The sequence below is a fragment of the Micrococcus luteus genome, from assembly GCF_022664405.1.
Classification (GTDB): Bacteria; Actinomycetota; Actinomycetes; order Actinomycetales; family Micrococcaceae; genus Micrococcus; species Micrococcus luteus.
The window spans coordinates 32,765-46,976 of the sequence record NZ_JAKRLB010000005.1 but is presented as its reverse complement, the minus strand read 5'-3'; the positions used below and the strand labels follow the sequence as shown (position 1 = coordinate 46,976).

General features: G+C 73.9%; 11 protein-coding genes and 2 riboswitches. Of the genes, 5 read left to right on the top strand and 6 right to left on the bottom strand.

What is annotated here, in order from left to right; genetic code table 11:
* Positions 1 to 61: 61 nt before the first annotated feature.
* Complete coding sequence (hisD, locus tag MF605_RS03365) at positions 62 to 1,378, top strand: histidinol dehydrogenase (RefSeq protein WP_134415876.1); 1,317 nt, start codon at positions 62 to 64, stop codon at positions 1,376 to 1,378.
* A 10-nt stretch (positions 1,379 to 1,388) separates the two neighbouring features.
* Positions 1,389 to 1,757, top strand: coding sequence for an Hsp15 family ribosome-associated heat shock protein (locus MF605_RS03360; RefSeq protein WP_002855797.1), 369 nt, complete (start codon positions 1,389 to 1,391; stop codon positions 1,755 to 1,757).
* 47 nt (positions 1,758 to 1,804) lie between these two features.
* Here MF605_RS03360 and MF605_RS03355 read toward each other — a convergent pair whose 3' ends face one another.
* Positions 1,805 to 2,419, bottom strand: a complete 615-nt coding sequence (locus MF605_RS03355) for a hypothetical protein (protein ID WP_242821238.1) — start codon at positions 2,417 to 2,419, stop codon at positions 1,805 to 1,807.
* 192 nt (positions 2,420 to 2,611) lie between these two features.
* Positions 2,612 to 2,731: riboswitch (SAM riboswitch) on the top strand.
* A 73-nt stretch (positions 2,732 to 2,804) separates the two neighbouring features.
* Between MF605_RS03355 and MF605_RS03350 the strand changes: the two genes are divergently transcribed.
* Positions 2,805 to 3,329, top strand: coding sequence for a flavin reductase family protein (locus MF605_RS03350; protein WP_078025502.1), 525 nt, complete (start codon positions 2,805 to 2,807; stop codon positions 3,327 to 3,329).
* Between the two features lie 238 nt (positions 3,330 to 3,567).
* The gene (locus MF605_RS03345) at positions 3,568 to 3,771 is read left to right on the top strand and encodes a cold-shock protein (protein WP_002855790.1); all 204 of its coding nucleotides are present in this window, start codon (positions 3,568 to 3,570) and stop codon (positions 3,769 to 3,771) included.
* A gap of 200 nt (positions 3,772 to 3,971) precedes the next feature.
* On the opposite strand, the gene MF605_RS03340 is transcribed toward MF605_RS03345, so the two are convergent.
* The 4 genes from MF605_RS03340 to MF605_RS03325 all read right to left on the bottom strand — a co-directional run bounded on the left by MF605_RS03340 (position 3,972) and on the right by MF605_RS03325 (position 11,580).
* Positions 3,972 to 5,192 carry an MFS transporter gene (locus MF605_RS03340; RefSeq protein WP_134415878.1) on the bottom strand — a complete coding sequence of 407 codons (1,221 nt, stop codon included), beginning with the start codon at positions 5,190 to 5,192 and terminating at the stop codon, positions 3,972 to 3,974.
* A gap of 116 nt (positions 5,193 to 5,308) precedes the next feature.
* A complete protein-coding gene (locus MF605_RS03335; protein WP_166795236.1) occupies positions 5,309 to 7,303 on the bottom strand; it encodes an FMN-binding glutamate synthase family protein in 1,995 nt (664 codons plus the stop codon).
* Positions 7,304 to 7,334: 31 nt separating this feature from the next.
* Positions 7,335 to 7,916, bottom strand: a complete 582-nt coding sequence (locus MF605_RS03330) for an acyl-CoA thioesterase (protein WP_060973503.1) — start codon at positions 7,914 to 7,916, stop codon at positions 7,335 to 7,337.
* Between the two features lie 19 nt (positions 7,917 to 7,935).
* A complete protein-coding gene (locus MF605_RS03325; protein WP_134415880.1) occupies positions 7,936 to 11,580 on the bottom strand; it encodes a bifunctional proline dehydrogenase/L-glutamate gamma-semialdehyde dehydrogenase in 3,645 nt (1,214 codons plus the stop codon).
* 131 nt (positions 11,581 to 11,711) lie between these two features.
* Here MF605_RS03325 and MF605_RS03320 point away from each other — a divergent pair, with 131 nt between their 5' ends.
* The gene (locus MF605_RS03320) at positions 11,712 to 12,761 is read left to right on the top strand and encodes an agmatine deiminase family protein (RefSeq protein WP_134415882.1); all 1,050 of its coding nucleotides are present in this window, start codon (positions 11,712 to 11,714) and stop codon (positions 12,759 to 12,761) included.
* Here MF605_RS03320 and MF605_RS03315 read toward each other — a convergent pair.
* Positions 12,727 to 14,013: an AI-2E family transporter gene (locus MF605_RS03315; RefSeq protein ID WP_134415884.1), complete on the bottom strand. Its 1,287-nt coding sequence runs from the start codon at positions 14,011 to 14,013 to the stop codon at positions 12,727 to 12,729. The genes MF605_RS03320 and MF605_RS03315 overlap by 35 nt on opposite strands.
* 46 nt (positions 14,014 to 14,059) lie before the next feature.
* A riboswitch (TPP riboswitch) is annotated at positions 14,060 to 14,165 on the top strand.
* Positions 14,166 to 14,212 lie beyond the last annotated feature (47 nt).

The window sequence follows — 14,212 nt, the reverse complement described above, 5'->3', positions numbered from 1 at the left end:
CGGGCCCGGCCGTCGTCGCGCCCCGTCCCGCCGGCCCGCCGCCGCCCCTCTGGAGGAATCCGTGCTCTCCGTCACCGACCTGCGCCCACTCGACACCGCCACCGCGGACCTGTCCCGCATCATCCCGCGGGCGAACGTGGACGTGTCCTCCGTGGTGCCGGTGGTCGCCCCGATCATCGAGCAGGTCCGCCACGGCGGCGAGCAGACCCTGCTGGACCTGGCCGAGCGGTTCGACGGTGTCCGTCCGCCGGCCCTGCGCGTGCCCGCGGAGGCGCTCGAGGCCGCCCTGGCCGGGCTCGACCCGCGGGTGCGCGCCGCCCTGGAGGAGTCGATCCGCCGGGCCCGGCTCGTGCACGACGCCCAGCACCCCCAGGACTCCACGGTCGAGCTCGGCGAGGGCGCCGTCGTGGAGAACCACTGGACCCCCGTGGGCCGCGTGGGCCTGTACGTGCCCGGCGGCCGCGCCGTGTACCCCTCCTCGGTGGTGATGAACGTGGTGCCCGCGCAGGCCGCCGGCGTGGGGAGCCTCGCGGTGACCTCGCCCCCGCAGCGGGACCACGGCGGCCTGCCCCACCCCACCGTGCTCGCCGCGTGCGCGCTGCTCGGCGTGGACGAGGTCTACGCGGCCGGCGGCGCCCAGGCCGTGGCCATGCTGGCGCACGGCGTCCAGGACGACGACGGCGGGTGGCTCTGCGCGCCCGTCGACCTGGTGACGGGGCCCGGCAACGTGTACGTGGCCGCCGCGAAGCGCGCCCTGCAGGGCGTGATCGGCGTGGACGCCGAGGCCGGGCCGAGCGAGATCGCCGTGATCGCGGACGGCACCGCCCGCGCCGACTGGGTGGCCGCGGACCTGATCAGCCAGTCCGAGCACGACCCGCTGGCCGCCTCCGTGCTCATCACGGACTCCGAGGACCTGCTCCGGGACGTGCTGGCGGCGATCGAGGCGCAGGTGCCCGGGGCGTTCCACGAGGACCAGATCCGCGAGGCCCTCACCGGCCCCCAGTCCGGCGTGCTGCTGGTGCGGGACATGGACCAGGCCGTGGAGGTCTCCGACCGCTACGCCACCGAGCACCTCGAGATCCAGACGCGCGACCCCGAGGCCCTCGTGGGGCGCATCCGCAACGCCGGCGCCGTGTTCGTGGGCCCGTACGCCCCCGTGCCGCTGGGCGACTACTCGGCCGGGTCCAACCATGTGCTCCCCACCTCGGGGACGGCCCGGCACTCCTCCGGTCTGAACACGGTGACGTTCCTGCGCCTGCAGCAGCGCATCCGCTACACGGAGACCGGGCTCGAGGAGGTCGCGGACGGGATCGGCGTGCTGGCCGAGGACGAGCGCCTGCCCGCGCACGGCGCCGCGATCCGCGCCCGCTTCGCGTGAGGGGGCGGGCGTGAGCGGCGTCCGCATCGACGCGTGGCTGTGGGCCGTGCGGCTGTACAAGACCCGGTCGGCGGCCACGGCGGCCGTGCGCGCAGGCCACGTGCGCATCGACGGCGAGCCCGTGAAGGCGGCGACGCCCGTCGTCGTCGGGAACCGGGTGCGGGTGCGCCAGGACGGACGTGAGCGGATCCTCGAGGTCACGGGGCTGATCGCCAAGCGGGTGGGTGCCCCCGTGGCCCGGCAGCAGTATGTGGACCACTCCCCGCCGCCCGTGCCGCGTGAGCTGCTCGCGGTGCCGTACCGCGAGCGCGGCGCGGGCCGGCCCACCAAGCGGGACCGCCGGCAGCTGGACGCGCTGCGCGGCCGCGACCGACGCTGAGCGCCTCCGTCCTCCCCGCGCCGTCATCCGCCGTCGTGATGGCGGCCTCATGCGGAGGGTGCGGTCAGCACCATCCGGAACGGCTTGTCGTTGTCCACCGTGGCGGTGAACGTCATCGGCCCCGCCTCATCCACGGGGGGAGTCGCCGCCGACCAGCCGCCGCACAGCGCCTCCGACCCGGCCATCCAGGTCTTCGTTCCCCCGCCACCCCGTGAGGTCAGGATCTCCGTCTCACCGGTGGCATCCGAAGGACACAGCACGATGACCCGAAGGACCGCACCCTGTTGGGCGTCCACGGTGATCTGCTGTGTGCCCGTCCCGACCGCCTCCTTCAGGACGGACTCCTTCTCCGGGTCGAGATAGTCCGCATCCGGATGCCGGCGCGTGTACTCGACCAACGTCATCCCGTCCTCCTCGAACAGCGCGGCGGGGAGTGCTTCTTCACCGGCGGGTGACGACGCGGACGAACCGGTGGCGGAGGCCGACCGGGTTGCCGAGGGGGCCGCTGACGTCACGGTGACGGAGAACGCCGCAGCGGTGGATGCCTTCGCGGTGGAGGAGACGCTGCCCGGGGAAGCGGAGCATCCCGAGATGGCGATACCGAGGAGAGCCGCGACGACCACGGCGGCCGACAATGCCGCACGCTTCTTCTCGATGTCCATCCGCATGATCCGATCCCTCTCAGAGAACCGATTGCGGGGCCGCGGGCTGCGGTCTCGAGCCCCCCTCTCGAGTGGCTTGATCCTGGCTGGCGATGCGCGGTGTGTCAAGCATCACATCGGGCAGCTCGGATGACGCCGCGCGACCGCCGCGCTTTGACCACCCCACGGACCCCTCCGTAGGCTGATCCCCAGAATCACGAGTTCCCGTCATTCACGGCCCTGGCCGGCGGGACGGCAACCCTCTCACGCAGTAGTGGGGTGCTCCAGGTGATGATTCGGCCCCTCGGACACCCCGACGGGCAAGTACCGCGCCTCCGCGGATCCGGGCGATCCGCGTTCCCGCCGTCTGCGGAGCCGCGCCAGTCATCGGAAGAGGACGCGCGCCATGACCCTGACCCACGAACCCCACACCGCCGCGTGGGACACCGACCTGTCCCTCGGCAACCTCCGCTCCGGCCTCTCGGCATTCCCCACCGGGGTCGTCGCGCTGGCGGGCCTCGCCGACGACGTCCCCGAGGTGATGGTGTCCTCGTCCTTCGGCGTGGGCATCTCCTGGGAGCCGGCCCTCGTGTCCTTCTCCGCACAGAACAGCTCCCGCACCTGGCCGCGCCTGCGCCGGGCCGGGGCGATCGGCGTCTCCCTGCTCGCGGCGGACCAGACGCCGCTGTGCCGTCAGCTGGCCTCCCGCGAGGGCGACCGCTTCGCCGGTCTGGACGTGCACCGCAGCCCGCACGACGCCCTGCTGATCGGGGGCTCCTCGCTCTGGCTCGAGACGCGGGTGCACGCCGAGGTCCCGGCGGGCGACCACACGGTGGTGCTGCTGGAGGTGACGGCCTTCGCGGATCACACGGACGCCGCTCCCCCGGCCGCCCTGCACCGCAATCTCTTCCACGGCCTGCGCGCGCTCTGAGCGAACTCCAGGTGAACAATCGGGCCCCTGGTTCCCGGTCGGCGAGATCCGTGCAATGATGGAGCCTGAAGTTGATCAAGCTGTATCCCGCCATCTTCACTGCTCGTCAGCCCGGCATCGCCGGCGTCGATGAGTGTTGGGCAAGCGGTTCAGTCTCGCCGCTTCACCCGCGTCCCACATCCGGGCCGCGGTCCAACACCGCCACCGCACCGCGGGGGCACATCGAAAGGACACCATCATGGCTGTCGGTACTGTCAAGTGGTTCAACGCTGAGAAGGGCTACGGCTTCATCGCCCCCGAGGACAACTCCGCGGACGTGTTCGTGCACTTCTCCGCCATCCAGGGCTCGGGCTTCAAGGAGCTCCAGGAGAACGACCGCGTCGAGTTCGAGACCCAGGACGGCCCCAAGGGCCTCCAGGCCGCCAACGTGACGAAGCTCTGATCTTCGCCTGACGCACGGCTTCCGACGCCCCCGGTCCGTATGGACCGGGGGCGTCGTCGTGTGTCAGGCGTCCACGCCCCGCCGCGCACTGCGCCGCACGCCCGTTCGACCGCGGCGCTGCGACATCACCGCAGGGCTGCACTGCGGTGATGTCGCTGAGGCGCGGTCCTCCGGGGTGGGCCTCGTCCTGGCCCTGCGCGTCAGGCCGCGCCCCGCCGGCCCACGTGGCGACGCAGCAGCAGCACCACGCCCAGGGCCAGCAGATACCCGAGCGCGACGACCGCGAAGCCGGCCCGGTAGTCGCCCGTGACGTCGCGCAGCACGCCCATCAGCAGTGGGCCCAGGGCGAAGCCGGCGTACATGCCCATCGAGTTCGCCCCGGTCGCACGGCCGAGCCGCTCGGCCGGCACCTCGCTCAGCAGGCCCGCGTTGACCACCACGTTGGCGCCCAGCACCGTCAGGCCGTGCACCGCGGCGCCCACCCACAGCAGGGCCGGCAGGTCCAGCAGGTCCGCGGCGAGGAACACCGCGACGCCGGCCACCGCACCCAGGCAGATCACGGCCAGCAGGGTGGTGGGCCGGTCTCCGGAGCTCATCCGCCGGCTCCACCCGATCCGGGAGAGCACCCCCACCACCCCGGACACGGCCGCCGCGGCGCCGCCGGCCACGAGCGTCATTCCCAGCGTCTCGACGGCGAACAGCGGCAGGTACGTGTTCGTGGCCTGCATGCCCAGGCCGGTGAGGAACGCGATCGCCGCGAAGAACCAGACCGTGGCCGGCAGGGGCGAGGTGTCCCGCCGTCGTCGTCCGCCGGCGGGGCCGGTGGCCGACGGCGGCGCCCCGGGCAGCGGCGGGGCGGCGACCAGGGCGAGCACCCAGAGCGCCCCGATGAGCACCGCGGCCCCCAGCGCGGCGCCCGTCCAGCCCAGGGCGAGGGACGCGGCCGGGAAGAACAGGCCGCCGACCAGCTGGGCCGCCTGCACCCCGGACTGCTTCACCCCGACCCACCCGATGCGCCTCTCCGGCGGCACCACGGTGCGGATGATCCGGTTCGTGGTGGGGTTGGAGATGGCCTGCGTGACGCCCGCGACGGCGGCCGCCGCGTACAGCACGGGCAGGGACGGGGCGACGGCGCCGAGCACGAGCGCCGCGGCGGTGCCGCCGAAGATGATGCTCAGCTGCGCGCGGGCGGACAGGCGGTCGGCGGCCCGGCCGAGGCCGAGGGAGGTGACGGCGGCCGCGGCGAACACGACCGTCATCACGGTGCCGAGCTGGCCCGAGGTGACGTCGAGCCGCTCCATCACGACCGTGGAGGAGGCGGAGACGCCGTAGTTGAACAGGGGCCCGGCGCCCATGGCCGCCAGCAGCACCCACAGCAGGGCCGCGGAGGGGCGGCGAGCGGCGGGGACGGGCGGGGTCACGGCCCCAGGCTACGACCCCTCATGCGACGAGGCGGGAAATCCATCTCATGGGCGCCCGGGGGCGTCGTGTGAGGTGGATTTCCCGCCTCGAAAGCGGGGGTGACTGCGGGGGTGGGTCAGCCGACGCGGCCCTCGCCGCGGTGCTCGCCCTCGACGCGGCCGGTGGTCCCCCGCCGGGTGACCTCCTCGCCGTCCTGGCGCTCGGGCCGCTCGCCGGCCTCCGCCGGCAGGCCCTCGTTCTCGTCGGTGGGCGTCTCGCCGGCGGTGGCGGCGGGTGCCGGGTCCTGCGGGGCCCGACGACGGCCGCCGGGCGTGCACAGCGACTCGCCCTCACCCAGCGAGCTGACGCGCGGCATCGGCGACGTGGTCAGCGGCACGGACTCGGCCCGCCGGGCGTCGACCAGCGTGGAGCCCGTCCCGGAGATGGGGGAGCCCTGCACGGGGGCGCCGGCCGCCTTGCGGCCCGGGATCAGCAGCTCGGAGCGCCACTCGGGGTCGCGCTCGGTGAGGTAGTCCACGCGGGCGTGCTCGCCGAAGTGGTCCGCGTCCGCCTCCTCCCAGTCCATGGCCCAGCCGGCGGGCGGGTCGTTGAGCAGCTCGTCCGTGCGCAGCCAGTGGTAGATGGACGCGTACGAGCGGGTGCTCAGGTGGTCCACGCGGCGGCGCAGCATGCGGGTGTTCAGCTGGGACGGATGCGTCAGGCCCATGGACGCCATGATCTGCACGGCCTCGCGCACGGTCAGGCGGTGGTAGTTGAAGACGCGGTTGCCCTTGTCCTCCACGTCGAGGGCGCGCATCAGACGCGGGTCCTGCGTGGCCACCCCCACGGGGCACTCGTTCGTGTGGCACTTCTGCGCCTGGATGCACCCGGTGGCCATCATCATCGCGCGGGCGGACATGGTGAAGTCCGCGCCCTGGATCAGACGCTTGACGATGTCCGAACCGGTGGCGACCTTGCCGGCCGCGCCGAGCTTGATCATGTGGCGCAGGCCGGTGCCCACGAGCGCGTTGTGCACGAGCATGAGGCCCTCGGTCAGCGGGGTGCCCACGCGGTCCGAGTACTCGAGCGGGGCGGCGCCGGTGCCGCCCTCGGAGCCGTCCACGATGATGAAGTCGGGGGCGATCCGCTCCTCCCAGATGGCCTTGGTCATGGCCAGCACGTCCACGCGGGAGCCCACGCAGAACTTGATGCCGATCGGCTTGCCGTCCGAGAGCTCACGGAGCTGCTCGATGAACTTGACCATCTCGCGCGGGGTGCGGAACGCGGAGTGGGACGCCGGGGACAGGCAGTCCTTGTCCATCGGGATCTCACGGGCCTCGGCGATCTCGGGGGAGATCTTCTCCTTGGGCAGCATGCCGCCCAGGCCGGGCTTCGCGCCCTGGGAGATCTTGATGGTGATGCCCTTGACCTCGGGCAGCAGCGCCTTCTCGGCGAACTTCTCCGGGCTGAAGGTGCCGTCCTCGTTGCGGCAGCCGAAGTAGCCGGAGCCGATCTCCCAGAACAGGTCCGCGCCGTTGCCGCGGTGGTACTTGGTGAGGCCGCCCTCGCCGGTCTCGTGGATGAACCCGCCCAGGCCGGCGCCCTTGTTCATGGCGATCACGGCGTTGGCGGAGAGGGAGCCGAAGGACATGGACGAGATGTTCATCAGCGAGATGTCCACGGGCCGGCGGCAGTCCGGGCCGCCGATCCGCACCGTGGGGGGCTCCTCCGGCGGGTTGACCGGGGCGGTGGAGTGCAACAGGAACTCGTAGCCGATCTCCGAGGTGTCCCGCTCGGTGCCGAACGCCTTGTGGCTGTCCAGGCCCTTCGCACGGGCGTAGACGATCGAGCGGGTGTCCCGGTCGAACGGCTTGCCGTCGAAGTTGCGCTCGATGAAGTACTGCTGGATCTCGGGGCGGATCGACTCCAGCAGATACCGCATGTGGCCGAGCACGGGGTAGTTGCGGAGGATCGCGTGCCGCTTCTGGGTCATGTCCCACACGGCGAGCACGAGCAGCGCCACCAGGAGCACCGCCAGCACCCACCACGCGCCGCCGCCGATGGCGGCCACCAGCACGACGACGAGCGCGGCCAGCGAGAGGGTCGCGACGATCAGGAGTCTGTTGTTCACCCGACCATCGTGCCCTATATCACTCGAACGTTCATCCTCGCCGCACTGTGTCGAGGTCCCACGTGTGGGGCAGGGGCGTCCGGGCCGACGGCAGGGCCACGCTGCGCCGCCACTCGTGCAGCCACTCCGGCAGCGTCGGCTCCCCCGCGAGGTCGTGGCCGGCCGCCGCCGCGATCGCCCGGACCTCGTCGTTCTCCACGGGGCGGCCGTCCTTCTTGCGCAGGCGCGTGCAGATGTACGCGCGCACCGCGACGTCGCCGTCGACCACCACGCGCTGCTCGAACCACACCGCGCGCTCATCCAGGCCGATCATCCGCGTCTCCACGTCGAACCGCTGCCCCAGGGTCACCGAGCGGCGGAACGCAATCTGCTCGGCCTGCACCACGGGCGTCCAGCCGCGACGGCGGATCTCGTCCCACAGGCCGGTGCGGACCATCGCGTCGAAGCGGCCGAGGTCGAACAGCCCGAAGTACTGGCCGTTGTTGACGTGCAGGGCCAGGTCCACGTCCGTGGGCAGGGCGCGCATCGGCAGCGTCGTCGGCTCCCAGAGTCCGGCGCGCGGGCGGCGACGCGCGCGGGCGACGACCCAGATCGTGCGGGGGATCAGATGCATCGGATGTTCCTCCTCGGGGTCACAGGACCCCCTCGGTCAGATGGTCCGGCGTGCCGAACCGGTGGGCGGTCACGGACACGGCCTGTTCGTGCAGGAACGGCAGCAGCTCCACCTCGCCGGCGCTCACCACGGGGCCAGCGTAGACCGCCACGTCGGGGGTGTCGCCGAGCGCCGCGTGCAGCGCGCGCCGCGCCGCCTCGGCCGCCTCCCGGTCGCCGGTCCAGTCGGCGACGAGCCGGATCCGCGCGTCGCCGCCGCCCTCCGCTGCGGGCGGGATGAGGGCCAGCCGCCGGGCGCGGTCGTGGAACGCGGCGTCATCCTCGACGACGACGTCCACCGGCGCGGCCGTGCCGGCACCCTCCGTGCGGGCGGGCCGGACCAGCTCCTCCACCCGGCCGCGCACGGCCTCGGCCGAGAGTCCGTCCGTATCGGGCCCCTCCGCGGTGGGGGTCGGGCGCAGGCTCACGGTCATGGGCGCCCCGGCGCGCAGGCCGGCGGAGACGATGCGCAGCAGGTGGTCGGCGGGCCCCGAGTGCCGGCGCACGAGGACCGGGGTGGGGACGTGACGCAGCACGTTCCGCTCGGCCTCGAGCGCGGAGACGTCCGTGGCCACCCCGAACACGGTGGTCCACGCGTGGGTGTCGAGGGCGCGGGCGGTCTCGAGCCAAGACGCGCCCGCACCGTCGGCCTCGGCCCCGGGCCGCCCCTCTCCCCCGGCCCACGTGGGCGCGTCCTCCCAGTCCACGAGGCCGTGCAGGTAGTGCGGCCCGCCGGCCTTCGTGGTGGGGCCGACGACGGAACGCTTCCAGCCGCCGAAGGGCTGGCGGCGCACGATGGCCCCGGTGATGCCGCGGTTCACGTAGAGGTTGCCGGCGCGCACGCCGCGCAGCCACACGTCGATCTCCTCCCGGTCCAGCGAGTGCAGCCCGGAGGTGAGGCCGTAGTCCACGGCGTTCACGATCCCGATGGCCTCCTCGAGCGTCTCGGCCGTCATCACGGCCAGCACGGGGCCGAAGTACTCGGTGAGGTGGGCGTCGGCGCCGGGGCGTACGCCGGATCGGATGCCCGGGCTCCACAGGCGACCCGTCTCGTCCAGCTGCCGCGGACGCAGGGCCCACCGCTCCCCCGGGCCGAGCTCGGTGAGCCCGCGGCGCAGCTTCTCGCCTGGGGCCTCGATCACGGGGCCCATCTCGGCGCGCGGGTCCGCGGGGTGCGCCACGTGCAGGGACGAGGCGGCGTCCAGCAGCTGCCGGTGGAAGCGCTCGGAGGTGCCCACGGAGCCGACGAGCACCACGAGGGAGGACGCCGAGCACTTCTGGCCGGCGTGACCGAACGCGGACTGGACCACGTCCTTCGTGGCCAGGTCCAGATCCGCGGACGGGGTCACGATCACGGCGTTCTTGCCGGAGGTCTCGGCGAGCAGGTGCAGGTCGGGGCGCATCCCCTTGAACAACCGTGCGGTGTCCCAGCTGCCGGTGAGGATGAGCCGCTCGACGGCCGGGTCGGTCACGAGCGCCGCGCCGACCTCCGCCTCGTCCTCGTCCGCCAGCGTCACCAGGCGCACGAGGTCCGCGGGGTCGTGCCCGGCGAGCGGGCCGCCGTCGTCGAACAGGCCCGAGTCCCGCAGCCCGGCCACGATCAGCTCCCACGCGACCGCGCCCGTCCGCTCGGACTGCGGGGCCGGCTTGAACACCACGGGCGAGCCGGCGCCGAGCGCGGCGAGGACGCCCCCGACCGGGATGGCCACGGGAAAGTTCCACGGCGGGATCACCAGGGTCAGGCGGACGGGCACGGCGCGGGCGCCCTCCACCGCGTCCAGGCCGCGTGCCAGGCGCGCGTAGTAGTGCGCGAAGTCCACGGCCTCGGAGACCTCGGGGTCGCCCTGGTCCAGGGTCTTGCCGGTCTCGGCGGCGGCCACCTCCAGCAGGCGGGCCCGGCCGGCGTGCAGGGCCCGTCCGACGGCGTCCAGCGCGTCGGCGCGCTCGTGGCCGGTGAGCGCGCCCCAGCGGGCGCCGGGGTCGGCGGTGGCGGCGATGGCGGCGCGGGCGTCGTCGGCCGTGGTGGCGCGGTGGGCGCGGACGGTGTCCGTCCCGAGGTCCGAGCCCGGGACGGCCGCGAGGATCCGGCGGGCCCACTCCCGGTTGCCGGGCAGCGCGGGGTCCGTGTCCGGGGTGTTGGCGAAGCCGTCCACGGGGGCGGGGGTCGGCCCGTCCTCCCCGCGGGACCGGTCCTGGAGGCGGTTCGGACGGGGCACGGCCGCGTCCAGGTGGCGCAGCGAGGCGCGGAAGCGCTCCTCCTCGCGGGCGAACAGGTCCGCGTCCGCGTCCAGGTCGAACACGGCGGACATGAAGTTCTCCGGGGAGGCGCCCTCCTCGAGGCGGCGCACGAGGTAGGAGATCGCCACGTCGAACTCCTCGGGCCGCACCACGGGCGTGTAGAGCAGCAGGGCGCCGACGTCCGCCCGGACGGCGGCGGCCTGGCCGGTGGCCATGCCGAGGAGCATCTCGAACTCCACCGCGGCCGGGTCGAGGCCGCGGCGCTCGATCAGCCGGTGGGCCAGGGCCACGTCGAAGAGGTTGTGCCCGGCCACGCCGATGCGCACGTGGGCCAGATGCTCCGGGGTGAGCGCGTAGTTGAGCACGCGCTTGTAGTTGGTGTCCGCCTCCTGCTTCGAGCCCACCGTGGCCAGCGGCCAGCCCGTCAGGGAGGCCTGCATCCGCTCCATGGGCAGGTTGGCGCCCTTGACCACGCGCACCTTGACCGGGGCGCCGCTGGCGGCGACGCGGCGCGCGGCCCACTCCTGCAGGCGCACCATGGCCGCGAGCGCGTCCGGCAGGTAGGCCTGCAGCACGATGCCGGCCTCGTAGTCGCGCAGGCCCGGCTGCTCGAGCAGGGCGGTGAACACGTTGAGCGTGAGGTCGAGGTCGCGGTACTCCTCCATGTCCAGGTTGATGAAGGTGTCCCGGTCCCGGGCGAGCTCGAACAGCGGGGTGAGCCGCTCGGTGATGTCCGCGACGGCCTCGTCGAACGCGTAGGGCGCGTGCGGGGCGGTGGCGGCGGAGACCTTGACGGACACGTAGTCGACGTCGTCGCGGCGGATCAGCGCGGCGATGCCCTCGAGTCGGCGGTCCGCCTCGCCCTGACCGAGGATCGCCTCGCCCAGCAGGTTGATGTTCAGCCGGGTGTGCTCGTCGCGCAGGGCCGCGATGGCCTTGCCAAGCTGCCGGTCCCGCGCGTCGACGATCAGGTGGGAGACCATGCGCCGCAGCACGCGGCGGGCCGTGGGGACGGCGATGCGCGGCACGAGCGGGGCGGCGCGGCCGCCGACGCCGAGGACGGCGCGCAGTGCCGGGGGCAGGAAGCCGGGGGCGCGGCCGGCGAGCTCCCGCAGCGCCCGGGCGGCGATCGCGGGGTCCTCGGGGCGGACCACGTGGTCCACGAAGCGCACGATGAAGTCGAGGCCGCCCGGCTCCTTCAGGGCGCCCGCCAGCTGGCGGGCCGCGAAGTCGGCCTCATGGTCGCGGGACTCGGCGAGCCAACGCCGCACCTGCGCGACGGCGTCGTCGGCGAGGGCGTGCAGGTCGGCGGGGTCGGGGATCCCGCCGGTCGCGCCGAGGACCCGGTCGAGATCGTCGTGGTCCTGGGCGGAGAACATCGCGGTCATGGCCGCACTCTGCACGTGTGCCGGGTCACAGGTCAAACCGCCGCGGCTTCCTGTCAGACGCCTATGCTCGATGGACATCCCCTCGCCGCGCGCCCGCGCGTCGCCGCCGTCTTCCCAGGAGCCCGTCCGCCATGGCCGCCGCCGACCCCGTCCCCACCGACGCGCGGGAGCGCCGGGACGTCGTCGTGCCCGTGCCCGGACCCGAGGATCCGCCCGAGCGGGCCTGGCTCGTCCTGCCCCACCGCCACCCGGTGCCGACGCTGCTGGAGGAGATGCGGGACGCCGTCGTGGGCCTGGCCGAGACGCTCGCCGCCGTGCTGCCGGTCACCGTGCTCGCCCACCCGCGCGACGCCGGGGCGGCGCGGCTGGTGCCCCCGGAGGTGGACCTGCTGCGCGCGCCCGTGGGCTCACCGCTGCTGGGCCGCACCGGGCCGAGCTTCGTCCGCCGCCCCGAGGGCCTGGCCGCCGTCGCCTGGCGCAGCGCCGCGGGACTGACCGGGACCGGACCGCTCGACGGCGCGGCCGCGACGGCCGTGGCGGAGGCGGCGGGACTGCCGCTGCTCACCCCCCTGCTGTGCGCCCCGCGCGGGGCCTGGGTGAGCGACGGCGAGGGGACGGCCGTGGTGGCCGCGGACCCCGTGCTGGACGGGCGGATCAACGGCGCGTGGACCCCCAACCAGGTGGCCGCCGAGTTCGCCGCCCTGCTGGGGATCACCCGGGTGCTGTGGGTGCCCCCGGCACCTCGGCCGGGCACCGGGCCGTGGGGCGGGCCCGGCCACCTGGCCTCGTGGGTGCGGCTGCGGGGCGACGGCGAGGCCGCCGTGCACTGGCGCGGCGACCGGTTCCACCCCGAGCACCCCTACGCGGCGGCGGCGCTGCGCTTCCTGCAGGGCGCCGACGACGCCGCCGGCCGGCCCCTGCGCGTGCGCACGGTGACCGGGGCGGTGCAGCCCGCCGAGTACGACCCGGCCGAGCGGGGCCCCCGCTCCCTCCTGGACACGCTGCCGCTGGGCGCGGCGGTGCTGCGGCCGGCGTTCGAGGACGCCGCGGGCGAGGAGGCCGCGGCCGCCGCGTGCGCGGCACTGCACCCGGGGCTGGCCCAGCTGTCGTTCCCCGCCCCGCCGCTGCTGCGGCTGGCCGGCGCGCTCAACGACCTGGTGCTGCTCCAGCCTCGCCCGTGACCTCGTCCGCCGCGGGGCCGTCGTCGTCCCCGCCGTCCGCCGGGGCGCGGTCCTCGTCCTTCCCGTGCGCGTCGGATCGCCAGGCCGCCGGGCGCAGCCGTTCCAGGAGCGAGGACTGACGGCGCTCCATCCCCTTCAGGTCCGAGGCGATGAGCGCGTTGATCCAGCGGGCGTTCGGGTCGGCGTCGATCAGCACGGCCTTGGCCAGCAGCGTGCAGGGCAGCGCGAGGATGGCGCCGAGCGGGCCGAGGACCCAGGCCCAGAAGAGCAGGGAGAGGAAGCTGACGGTGGGGATCACGCCGATCGCGTCGCCGGCCACCTTGGGCTGGATCACGGACTGCAGCACGAAGTTCAGCACCGAGTAGCTGACCACCACCCACAGGAAGTCGGACCAGCCGCCCGCCGCCAGGCCCAGGACGGCCGGCGGCAGCAGGCCGATGATGAAGCCGATGTTCGGGACGTAGTTGGTGAGGAAGCTGAGCACGCCCCACACGAGCGCGAGCGGAACGCCGATCAGCATGAGGGCGATCACGTCCAACACCGCCACGATCAGGCCGAACACCGTGGTGACCACCCAGTAGCGGCGCACGCCCTGGGCGAACTCGACCAGGGCGTGGCCGAACTCGTGGCGGGCGGTGCTGAGCAGGCGGACGCGGCGTTCGACGTCCATCGAGTCCATCGCGAGGAAGAACATGCCCATGATCACGGTGACGAGCAGGCCGAAGACCGCGTAGACGTTCGTGGCGATCTTCGTGATGGCGCTGACGGCCGTCCCGGTCACGGTGCTCATGTCGATCGAGGCCAGCTGCTGGGACACCATGTCCGGGGTCACGCCGCGCTCGTTGAGCCAGTGCGAGACGTCCAGGACGATCTGCTGGAAGCGGTCCGCGTACTTCGGCAGCTCCGCCACCAGCTCGAGGCCGGACCACACCATCATGCCCCCGAACACGGCCATCACCGCGACGACCAGCAGGACGGTGGTGGCGGCCCCGAGCACGGGGTGCAGGCCCCGGCGGATGAGCCAGGCCTGCAGGGGGTAGGCCACGATCACGAGGTTCAGCCCCAGGAAGACGGGCGCCGCGATGGAGGCGATCCCCTGGAAGAACTGCACCACCAGCACCAGGCCCGCGAGCGTCAGGACGATCACCAGCATGCGCGGCCACATGCGGTGGGGGCGGCGGATGTCCCAGTCGGAGGCGGGGCTGGACGAGGCGGGCGGCGGGGTCACCCCCGCGGGCTGTGCGGCGCTCACGCGGGCAGTCTATGCGCGGGCCGGACGGGGTAGGGTCGGGACCAGTCCACATCGACAGGGGAGCGCCCGCGCGGCGCTGAGAGTGCGGTCCGCCGCAGACCCTCGAACCTGCTCCGGTCCGCACCGGCGAAGGAAGTCGAGTCTCCCGGTCGACGTCGTCCCGGGATTCCGGTGGCGGCCTCGTCCCGGCCCCTCTGCC

What these genes read in the sequence shown, in the direction of transcription:
- MF605_RS03355 (WP_242821238.1), bottom strand. Translation starts at nt 2,419, where the DNA reads ATGGACATCGAGAAGAAGCGTGCGGCATTGTCGGCCGCCGTGGTCGTC.
- MF605_RS03350 (WP_078025502.1), top strand. Translation starts at nt 2,805, where the DNA reads ATGACCCTGACCCACGAACCCCACACCGCCGCGTGGGACACCGACCTG.
- MF605_RS03345 (WP_002855790.1), top strand. Translation starts at nt 3,568, where the DNA reads ATGGCTGTCGGTACTGTCAAGTGGTTCAACGCTGAGAAGGGCTACGGC.
- MF605_RS03330 (WP_060973503.1), bottom strand. Translation starts at nt 7,916, where the DNA reads ATGCATCTGATCCCCCGCACGATCTGGGTCGTCGCCCGCGCGCGTCGC.
- MF605_RS03325 (WP_134415880.1), bottom strand. Translation starts at nt 11,580, where the DNA reads ATGACCGCGATGTTCTCCGCCCAGGACCACGACGATCTCGACCGGGTC.
- MF605_RS03320 (WP_134415882.1), top strand. Translation starts at nt 11,712, where the DNA reads ATGGCCGCCGCCGACCCCGTCCCCACCGACGCGCGGGAGCGCCGGGAC.